Source organism: Bathymodiolus heckerae thiotrophic gill symbiont (assembly GCF_900128515.1).
Lineage (GTDB): Bacteria > Pseudomonadota > Gammaproteobacteria > PS1 > Pseudothioglobaceae > Thioglobus_A.
The window spans coordinates 1-9,311 of sequence record NZ_FQTP01000057.1 but is presented as its reverse complement, the minus strand read 5'-3'; the positions used below and the strand labels follow the sequence as shown (position 1 = coordinate 9,311).

15 protein-coding genes are annotated in these 9,311 nt (G+C 33.5%); 6 read left to right on the top strand and 9 right to left on the bottom strand.

The genetic code is table 11. The features are described from left to right. Positions 1-160 precede the first annotated feature (160 nt). From BTHERMOSOX_RS07625 to BTHERMOSOX_RS07590, 8 genes are all read right to left on the bottom strand, one after another. Positions 161-685, bottom strand: a complete 525-nt coding sequence (locus BTHERMOSOX_RS07625) for a hypothetical protein (RefSeq protein WP_138120497.1) — start codon at positions 683-685, stop codon at positions 161-163. A 100-nt stretch (positions 686-785) separates the two neighbouring features. Further along, complete coding sequence (locus BTHERMOSOX_RS07620) at positions 786-1,034, bottom strand: DUF4282 domain-containing protein (protein ID WP_138120496.1); 249 nt, start codon at positions 1,032-1,034, stop codon at positions 786-788. 245 nt (positions 1,035-1,279) lie between these two features. After that, positions 1,280-2,314: a DNA cytosine methyltransferase gene (locus BTHERMOSOX_RS07615; protein WP_138120495.1), complete on the bottom strand. Its 1,035-nt coding sequence runs from the start codon at positions 2,312-2,314 to the stop codon at positions 1,280-1,282. Beyond that, positions 2,311-3,204, bottom strand: coding sequence for a type II restriction endonuclease (locus tag BTHERMOSOX_RS07610; protein WP_138120494.1), 894 nt, complete (start codon positions 3,202-3,204; stop codon positions 2,311-2,313). The genes BTHERMOSOX_RS07615 and BTHERMOSOX_RS07610 overlap by 4 nt, the downstream gene beginning before the upstream one ends. Positions 3,205-3,323: 119 nt before the next feature. After that, positions 3,324-3,581 (bottom strand): hypothetical protein, encoded by a 258-nt coding sequence (locus BTHERMOSOX_RS07605; RefSeq protein WP_138120493.1) that lies wholly within the window; start codon positions 3,579-3,581, stop codon positions 3,324-3,326. Between the two features lie 5 nt (positions 3,582-3,586). Continuing rightward, entirely contained in the window at positions 3,587-3,835 is a 249-nt protein-coding gene (locus BTHERMOSOX_RS07600; protein ID WP_249360647.1) for an HU family DNA-binding protein, read from the bottom strand. A gap of 44 nt (positions 3,836-3,879) precedes the next feature. Then, positions 3,880-4,119, bottom strand: a complete 240-nt coding sequence (locus BTHERMOSOX_RS07595) for a hypothetical protein (RefSeq protein WP_138120492.1) — start codon at positions 4,117-4,119, stop codon at positions 3,880-3,882. A gap of 54 nt (positions 4,120-4,173) precedes the next feature. Beyond that, positions 4,174-4,503, bottom strand: coding sequence for a hypothetical protein (locus BTHERMOSOX_RS07590; RefSeq protein WP_138120491.1), 330 nt, complete (start codon positions 4,501-4,503; stop codon positions 4,174-4,176). A 179-nt stretch (positions 4,504-4,682) separates the two neighbouring features. On the opposite strand from BTHERMOSOX_RS07590, the gene BTHERMOSOX_RS07585 reads away from it, so the two are divergent. The 5 genes from BTHERMOSOX_RS07585 to BTHERMOSOX_RS07565 all read left to right on the top strand — a co-directional run bounded on the left by BTHERMOSOX_RS07585 (position 4,683) and on the right by BTHERMOSOX_RS07565 (position 8,446). Further along, a complete protein-coding gene (locus BTHERMOSOX_RS07585) occupies positions 4,683-5,549 on the top strand; it encodes an ArdC family protein (RefSeq protein ID WP_138120490.1) in 867 nt (288 codons plus the stop codon). Between the two features lie 434 nt (positions 5,550-5,983). Continuing rightward, positions 5,984-6,808 (top strand): DNA methyltransferase, encoded by an 825-nt coding sequence (locus BTHERMOSOX_RS07580; RefSeq protein ID WP_138120489.1) that lies wholly within the window; start codon positions 5,984-5,986, stop codon positions 6,806-6,808. After that, positions 6,801-7,196 carry a hypothetical protein gene (locus BTHERMOSOX_RS07575; protein ID WP_138120488.1) on the top strand — a complete coding sequence of 132 codons (396 nt, stop codon included), beginning with the start codon at positions 6,801-6,803 and terminating at the stop codon, positions 7,194-7,196. The genes BTHERMOSOX_RS07580 and BTHERMOSOX_RS07575 overlap by 8 nt, the downstream gene beginning before the upstream one ends. 466 nt (positions 7,197-7,662) lie before the next feature. Beyond that, positions 7,663-7,983 carry a helix-turn-helix domain-containing protein gene (locus tag BTHERMOSOX_RS07570; protein ID WP_138120487.1) on the top strand — a complete coding sequence of 107 codons (321 nt, stop codon included), beginning with the start codon at positions 7,663-7,665 and terminating at the stop codon, positions 7,981-7,983. Next, entirely contained in the window at positions 7,976-8,446 is a 471-nt protein-coding gene (locus BTHERMOSOX_RS07565) for a S26 family signal peptidase (protein ID WP_138120486.1), read from the top strand. The genes BTHERMOSOX_RS07570 and BTHERMOSOX_RS07565 overlap by 8 nt, the downstream gene beginning before the upstream one ends. 41 nt (positions 8,447-8,487) lie before the next feature. On the opposite strand, the gene BTHERMOSOX_RS07560 is transcribed toward BTHERMOSOX_RS07565, so the two are convergent. Further along, positions 8,488-8,832 (bottom strand): hypothetical protein, encoded by a 345-nt coding sequence (locus tag BTHERMOSOX_RS07560; RefSeq protein ID WP_138120485.1) that lies wholly within the window; start codon positions 8,830-8,832, stop codon positions 8,488-8,490. 236 nt (positions 8,833-9,068) lie between these two features. Here BTHERMOSOX_RS07560 and BTHERMOSOX_RS07555 point away from each other — a divergent pair. Beyond that, positions 9,069-9,311, top strand: a 243-nt coding sequence (locus BTHERMOSOX_RS07555; RefSeq protein ID WP_488153932.1) for a transposase, incomplete at its 3' end; no start/stop codon positions are given.

Sequence of the window (9,311 nt, the reverse complement as noted above, 5' to 3'; positions counted from 1 at the left end):
TATGCTGGAGAATTGGTCAGGTCGAACGCTATGTTCGAAGGTGCTTCGCACCAAGAAGATAGTGTTAGACCGCAGGTCAACTCCACCGTTCACACGGCGCGAAGCGCCGTGTGAACGCTTGAATTCACCTGCCGCGTTAGCGGTCAGGTGGAATGATTTGTTATAATTTTTTTTCATACAATCCAAGTCTTTTAATTTTATGTAGCAAGTGCACCCAAAACCTTACTCCTGATACAAGTAATATACCTAAAATAATTTTTAAGGATGATGTAACTAAATAAGAAAGGTGGTACGTATTTAAAATTCTTTCTCCTTCTATAATGGGAACAGAGTAATAAATGCGTATTATTTCACCTGCAAAATTTGGTAATGCTGTCACAATGATAATGAAACCGACAGTACACAAAGCGATAGTCTGTAATTGAGTAACATCTGCATTTATTGGCTTAACATTATTTTGATTGCCAATAACCCATATAGCCAATTTATCAGAACTAAGCCACAACAACATACTAAGAATTAACGGTGTAATTATTGAAAATACAACCATAACTATCGTTTTTACATCATCAATTTTATCGAATTCAAATAATGTGGCAATACTTGGAATGTACATTATTCCATAAGTTGCAATATATATTGCAATTATACGAATGGATATTTTTGCAAATGATTTTTGGCTCATATTATTTATAACGCCTTGCTAAGCGGCAAATTATGGTTGGCTATAATGCGCGGAGCGCGAGCCAACTGTAATTTGTCCGTTTGAGCAACTTGTTAGGCTTTTATTCTGATTTGTTAGCAATTTTTTGCAGGTTTTCGTGGATTTTAAATAAAACGATGAGTAGCTCGCACCAAATTCTTGAGCCAATAGCACCAAAAATAATGATACCTAACCCAGCGAAAAAACCACCACCATATTGAGTGAACATTGATCCTAAACCTGAGACTAAACAGCCTAAAAGCATAAGCCAATAAACAAAAGTAATAATTTTAGGGGTTAACATTGAATCAAAAACAAATATATTTTTCACGGGTAAATCCTTTTATAAATAACTCCTATATAAATATACGCTAGGCTAGCGGAGTTTTAGAAAGCCTAACGGTGGAGTTGACATGCCAATTGTATCAGCATATTAGAGGCTAGCCTCTTTTTTATGCTGGAGAATTGGTCAGGTCGAACGCTATGTTCGAAGGTGCTTCGCACCAAGAATATAGTGTTAGACCGCAGGTCAACTCCACCGTTCACACGGCGCGAAGCGCCGTGTGAACGCCTAAATCAGCGGCAGACAGAAGTGGCACGATCTTTTGCGATAGTAAAAGGCGTGACGCTTTTGGCTGTCCGCTGTATTTTTTTGTTAGGTTTTATTTTTATTGCCTTTTTTTCTAAATGTAACAGCATTTGTTCAGCAACTTTCTCGACAACTTTAACAGGAACACTATTCCCGAATTGCCTATATGCTTGGGTATTAGATACAGGTATTTTGAAATTTTCTGGGAAGCCCTGAAGCCTAGCTGCTTCTCTAGGTGTTAATTTCCTTGGATTGCAACCATCTTGTTGTATTAATATTTCACTGCCGTCCTTATAATATCGAGCAGAAATAGTATTTGTATATTCTGAATTTTCAGAAACAATTCCATAACCAAACCCTTTGCCTTTAATTTTGTTTTCTCTTTTTCTTCTTTGATGTCCTGCCCAAAGGCGGTCAGATATTGTATATTTATCATGGATCTCTTTTTCTAGAATATCTCCAACTTTTGTTGGTTCGAAGGTTGGTGTAGGAAAATTAAACATTATATTTTTATCTAAAAACCCCACAATGTAAATTCGTTCTCTATTTTGTGGTAAACCAAAATCTCTTGCCCTAAGTACTTTGTATTGAACATTTGAATAGCCAATTTCTCTTAATCGTTCAATAATTATATTTAACGTCCGCCCTTTATCATGTCCTCTTAACTGTTTAACATTTTCAAGAAGAAATGCTTTAGGTTTTTTATTTTTCAAAATACGTTCAATATCAAAAAATAGTGTTCCGCGAGTATCTGAAAATCCTTTTTTTAAACCTGCTTGAGAAAAGGGCTGACAAGGAAAACCCGCCAACAAAATATCATGTTTAGGAATATCCTTTAAAGAAATTTTTGTTATATCTCCAAATACTGGCTCATTACCAAAATTTGCTTTATATGTTTCTGTTGAATACTTATCCCACTCACTGGTAAAAACACATTCAACACCTTGTTTAGATGATTTTTCAAAACCTAATCTGATGCCACCAATGCCTGCAAATAAATCTATAATCTTTAACTTACTCATTTTTCATCCCAGAACTTTAAAATCGATGGTATTTCTTCAAATAAATAGTCTTCAAAACTAATTATATTTTTCATTGGTGCTAATGATTCAGAGTTGGCAACCCAATCATAAGCAACTACAATAATATTATGATTTGCCATTTCTTGAGCTTTACTTTTAGAAATACCCTCATCAACTGTTAGTAAGTGTATTTCTGGGATTTTTGTTCTTTCAATTTCCTCTGCAACTTCCTGCCATCTCTCACGCAAGGAAGTTTTCATAGTACCTATAATGGTTTTATTTCGTCTTTGCTCATAGCAACCAATATTTGGAAGAATAGAGTCTACTTTTTTCCCTAGTCCTAGCTCTGTAAATGTTTTTCTCCCCACTTTGCTTTGAGAATCAAAGTCATACTCTAAAATGTCGTATACTTTATAGATAATCGATTCAAATGTTTTACCTGCTCTTGATCTCCGTGAATTTGTATTACTTAATGAAATTTTATAAATATAAGGAAAAATCCTACCCGCATATTCACCACAGAGATTACGAACCTCTTTTAAAAGTTCTTTTTCGTTCAGTTTTGTGATTTTTTCGTCAATAAGAAGTTCTAAAATATATTTGGGTGTTTTTAACGTAGCATGTAACTCTTGTATCAAAATAATATTGAAATTCACCTCATCTTTAAGGTATTCATTCCAAACTAATTCTCTTAATCCTGATATAGATTGGCTGACTTCTTTGTTTTTAATTTTTTGTAAATAAACAGGTTTTTCTTTAAAAACTTTGTCAACAATTTCTTGGGATGTACGAATATATTTGCTTCGACATGATTTGATTAATTTATCAAATTTCTCTTGCTCATCATCTGGAACGTCAGTTATTACGGGGAGAGCCTGCTTTTTAAACATATTGGATAGATCCTAGAGTTTTTGCTTTATTTTTAGATTATACAACATAACTTGTTCCAAATAGAGGGCTACAATTCATCTAGAAACCTAACGCTTGAATTCACCTGCCGCGTTAGCGGTCAGGTGGAATGATTTGTTATGCTTTTTTTTGTTTTTTCCACATATCTTGACCATTGGGTATTTTCTTTAGAAATTAATCCTTCTACCCGTTGCACCAATTTACAAAAAGATTCATCATTTAAAATCAATTTCACAAGTAAAGGCTGTCCGTATTCATCATCAAGCATGACTCGTAAATCTGCACAATTAGATATTTTATAAAAATCCTCTTGTTCGTCAATATTCCTGATATCTATAGTTTCACCAGGCTTAAACATCTTTACTAGCCATTAACCGCTTCTTTCAACACTTTTCCAGCCTTAAAGCCAACAACCCTAGAGGCCTTAATTTGAAGCGCTTCACCCGTTTGCGGATTGCGCCCCGTGCGTGCTGCACGATCTCTAACTAGAAACGTACCAAACCCAGTTAGTTGCACACTATCGCTATTTGCCATAGCGCTGGTGATTACGCCTGTCATTGCACTAAGCGCACGGGCTGCATCTGCCTTAGTCAAGCCTGATATTTGAGAAATCTACTCAATTAATTCTGATTTGAGCGTGATTATTACCCCTATTGTTATTTATTTTTAAAATAAAAATTTAATAAAAATTTAATTTTTAAAGTATTTGTTTTTTCTGGAACTAATTTAAACAAATCCATACTCTTAACATCCTCTTCTTTTTTCATATTAAATCTAGCTAAAATTGATTTTGTATTTTTCTTTATCCACTCGTTTGAAGTTTTTTGTCTTAACTCCTTTGAATATTTTGTCATGGAGTTTGTTCCAACAACTTTAGGTTTTTTTTGTTTTCCCATTCTGGATGTTTTTTTGTTTAAATTTTACAGATATCATAATTGATTTGTTCTTAATTAGAAACTTTGTCCAAAGTTAAATTGTGTTCGGTTAAACAATATTAACGCTTCATCCATTAAATTATCATCTTGCTTGATGTAGTGCTCAATATCTTTATTTGCATTTTTGAATACAGTCATTAAACTTTCATCACCATAACTGTTAAGAACTTGATTGTTTTTTATCGTAATAAATCTCACCCATATTATTCCTCGCTTTTCAAAATGGATGGCAACTGATAAATTTAAATATTTTGTCAAAAGAGCTTCTTTTAACTCTTGAATTGATTTGCAATTAGTATCATCGCCCCAATGGCGGATTTTATATTTCTCTATTCTCTTTTTCATTATGGTCCTTTTTTTAAGATTTTGTATTATTGCTTAACTCTTAATAATCATTATACTATATACAATAACAATGTCAAGCATTATTACAAAGAAAAAGATTGATATTTATTAAAAATAGACTTATTATTATTATTGTATATAGTATAATATAAATTAACACAACAACAAAGGTAAACATCATGAAAAATCAAGACTTTAAGCAAGATATAACTAACAAGATTATTGACTTAATGCAAGAGAACGGCAGTAATTGGGTTAAGTGTTGGATTGAAGACAAATCATTGTTAATGCCAATTAATGCGATCACTAAAAATCATTATCAAGGCATTAATATTTTAAGTTTATGGTTGTCCGATAAAGATACTAACGAATGGGGCACCTATAAACAATGGCAGGACTTCGGTAAGCAGGTCAAAAAAGGTGAAAAATCAACAAGAGTACTCAGATACATACAAATTGAAAAAGATGGCGAGAATCAAGAATTAGAGCTTATCCCAATTATGAAAACTTTCAACGTGTTTAATGCTGATCAATTGGAAGGATACGAGCCAAATATTGAAATTGGCAAAGGTGCAAAATTCAACCATGATCGTGCAGATGAATTTATTACCAACACGCAAGCAGTTATTAAAAATGAGCAACAAAAAGCATTCTATTCTGAAATGGGTGATTTTATAAACCTACCAAAAATGCAAGATTTTATTGATACTGAAGACGCAACAGCACAGCAATCATATTATTCAACATTGCTACATGAGTTGACACATTGGACTGGCAACAAAAAAAGACTTGATAGGAAAAATTCTACTGATAAAAAAGAATATGCTTTTGAAGAGTTGATCGCAGAGTTGGGATCTTGTTTTTTATGTACCTATCTTGGTACAGAGCCAACCATTAAAAAAGACCATGCTAAATATTTAAATGGTTGGATTGAGATTTTGAAAGACGATAACAAAGCAATTTTAAAAGCAGCTTCACAAGCTGGCAAAGCGTTCGATTTTTTACTTAACCTTCAGACTCAAAAGAATCAAGAAAAAGTGGCATGATCGTTAACCAGGAGTAAAAAAATTGGGGCCTCTATTCGAGGCCCTTTTCTTGTTTTTAAGACTTACGCTTTAAAAACAAGAAAAATCAAAGGGCAGCCTTTCGGCTGTTGTTTTTATAAATATTAAAAAAATTCTTTTTCAATATTTATGGTTTTAAATTCATTTCTCATAAAAGCAGCACGGCAAGTAAAGACTGAAATCCTCGCTCGGTTTCTTTACTGCTAATCAAAAAATAATTCGATGATTATTTTTCGCTAAATTACAAGTCATAAAAATAAATTTTTACCCCTTGTAATTAGCAGTATTACGAACTGCGGCCTGCGGTTTCAATCTGTGACTTGCCGTACTGCTAGCCGTAAAATTGTTATTAACAAGTTGATAAACAGCTTGTCACAAAAGGCTTAAAAGCCATTTTTAACAATAAGGAAATAACAATGATAAACAAAAATATGATATACAACAATGACTGTATCGAGGGTATGGCAAGTTTAGAAAATAATAGCGTTCAAATGATATTAACAGACCCGCCCTACTTAGTTAATTATATCGATAGAAGCGGTAGAAGTGTTGCCAATGACACGCTTAATAATAGCGACTGGCTAACACCAGCCTTTAATGAGATGTATCGGGTGCTTAATAACAATAGTTATGCAGTAGTATTTTACGGCTGGAGTGAAGCTGATAAATTTATCAATGCCTGGCGAAGTGCAGGGTTTAGAATAATTGGTCAATTTGCATTTGCAAAAAAATACGCTTCAAATGGTAGAAAAGATAAAAAGCACATGGAATATAAACATGAGTGTGCGTACTTGCTTGCCAAAGGCTATCCAAAACCTTTTGAGATATTACCCTCTGTTATGAATTGGACTTACACAGGCAATAAATTACACCCCACACAAAAGCCAGTAGATTTATTATTAAGACTTGCAAAAGGATTTTGCCCAACTGGTGGAACTGTTTTAGACCCTTTTATGGGCAGTGGCTCAACTGCTATGGCTTGTATTAAGTCTAAGATGTTTAACTATTTGGGGTATGAGTTAGACAGTAATTATTTTAATCTTGCCATGAATAGAATTAACGAACAAGAAAATAATAATTCGAATAATCATGTTCACATTCCAAGGCAAATTGTTAAACCTCGTTACAGGTACAACCAACAAAATGGCAATTATGAGCTTCAAGAAAATAAATTGCCAGTAGGTGCAAACGATACTTATTTTGAAAACAGAGCGCAAATGCAAGGGGTGCAAAATGGGTAGATATTACGAGGGAGGTATTGAGGGTAAATTTTGGTTTGCCGTTCAAAGTTCAGATGATGGTGAATTTTTTGGCGCTAAAGAAATGGGCGCAAATTGGATTGATTATTGTGTAGATAATGAAGATAAAAATAGTGTTTATAAAGGCATTAAAAAATGTGAAAAACGGCTAGGAGAATGGCTAATAATTTTTGATACTTTTTTTAATGAAAATAATGCTTACAATGATTTGAAAATTGAAGAGTTTATTATTAATAATCATTACAAAGTTAATGCCAAAGATTATCGAGAAAAACTAGAATGGTATGCTAGATTATCAATGGGTAAAAAGATGGAAACATTTTTTAAAGAAAATCCAGATGATGATTTGTGCTTTATTGCCGAACTCTAATATTTCTTAACTTAGCTTAATAGTCATTTGTAAAAAATGACTATTAATATATTGGTGTTAAATTCTATTATCTGTTATCTGCATTTTTTTACAAAACAAGACTACCGATAAGAGCATCATCCCGCAAGCGGGAGCCCTAGAGAAGATATACACCTGATGCACGGTTGTGCAAAGTGTAAAACAGCATAGTAACAGGCTTAATTAGCCCGCATTTGCGGGCGTTGAATGCCAGCAAATGCGGGCATTTTTTAGCACCTTGCTTGCAAGTTGTTTGTAAACACTATTATGGCAATGTTTTTTGAATGCCAGCAAATGCGGGCATTAATTGACATGCGACAGCTAAAACCTTACATTTAATAAACACAGGAGTCATAAATCAACATAAATAATACTTTAAACTCATCTTAGTCCGTATCTCTAATAAACTGTATAATTACTATAAACAGATAACTAAAGAATATTAAGAATGCAAGAAAGTGACTTTAAAAATCGATTAAATCAGTTTCTATTTGATAGTGGAATGAGCAAAAACTCTCTGGCCAAGAAGTTGAAAATCAGTCAATCTCAAGTATCTAATTGGTCGAATGTTGGCGTTAAAAGATGGACAAAAAACACTAAAATAATCAATGATTTTATGGATGAATACTATCAAGATAATTTTAAAATACCTACTAAAATTGAGAAAACACTCAAGCAAATTTTGCTCAAAAATTCAGAAAATGAAGTGCACATTCTGATGATTTTGAATGCCGTTAATTCACTTAAATTAGAAGGTAATAATGAGTAAAATATGGCCAAAAAAGCTACTAATTCTTGCGCTGTTTGTTTTGAGTATCTCCGCCATTATTGAGATTGTCTTAGGTCGAATTGTGGTTAATATTTCTAACTCTCATCCTGGTACTGTATTTTGGAAAGGTGACGCAAAACCTGTTAAAAATGACTTTGCATATTTTAATTTCAAACACGAATTTTCTCCAAAAGGCTTTAAGGTTTTGTCTAAAAAACTAATCTGTCTTGAGGGTGATCAACTTCTGATTAACGATCAATTTATCATCTGCAACAAACAAAAATATCCGATTAAACGCAATATGAAAACTGGTAGTGGCAAACTAATAGAGCAGTTTTATTATGAGGGCATTGTGCCAAATAAAAAGGCTATTGTCTGGGGATCTAATCCTGAGAGTTTTGATTCTAGATATTGGGGGTTTATTGATTATAACAAACTCCGAACAATAAACTTAATTTACTAAAATCTTGATACATGCAATCAGATTGCACGTATCAAGAATATTTAGCGTAGCCTCATGATATTGCCATTTGCACGCTTAAGATACATTTTTGGATTGCATGAGTTATTTTTAGCTTGATTGCGTTTACTCTGATATAAGGTGTAACAAGTTAACATGTCTTTGCATGTGTACACCTCGTGTGAATTCATGCCATCATTTTTAACAATATGCAATTCCACTACTTCACCTGGATAACTATAGCCTGAATACAAATATTGCTGTTTTGGCGATAAATATGTATTCGCATTAGCGCCTTTAATTGCGTATGAAGCCACCAATAAGGCCACTGCCAATATTAAATATTTTTTGTTGAATGCAGGCTCCTTGTTCCAATTACTGTTATCCATGATCGTCTTGTATTATATTAATATTAATAGATTATTATATACTAATAGAGACCTTTGCACAAATCAACCAAAACCACGCCAGTCTAGTAAAATAACAACCACCTAATCTACAATAAAAAATACCTAAAATGTCTTGGAAAAGCACTCAACAAAACTCATTCGCAGATTCTCTAGTTGTAGAGCATAAATCTCTATCAGAGCTTAATGACGTGCATAACATCATCAATTAGACAGAGATAGAGCAAACCTTATCAAACCTTTATTCATCTGTGCGAGGTGCGCCTAGCTACCCGCCACTGATGATGTTTAAGATTCTTATTCTCCAAGCTTGGTATAACTTAAGCGATGAAGTCTTAGAGAAGCAAATCGCCAGGGATCTTATGTTTAGGCGCTTTATTAATCTTAGCCTGTCTGAGAATGTGCCAGACCATTCCAGTATTTGGCGCTTTAGACAGCTGCTTAACACCGAGCAGCTACTA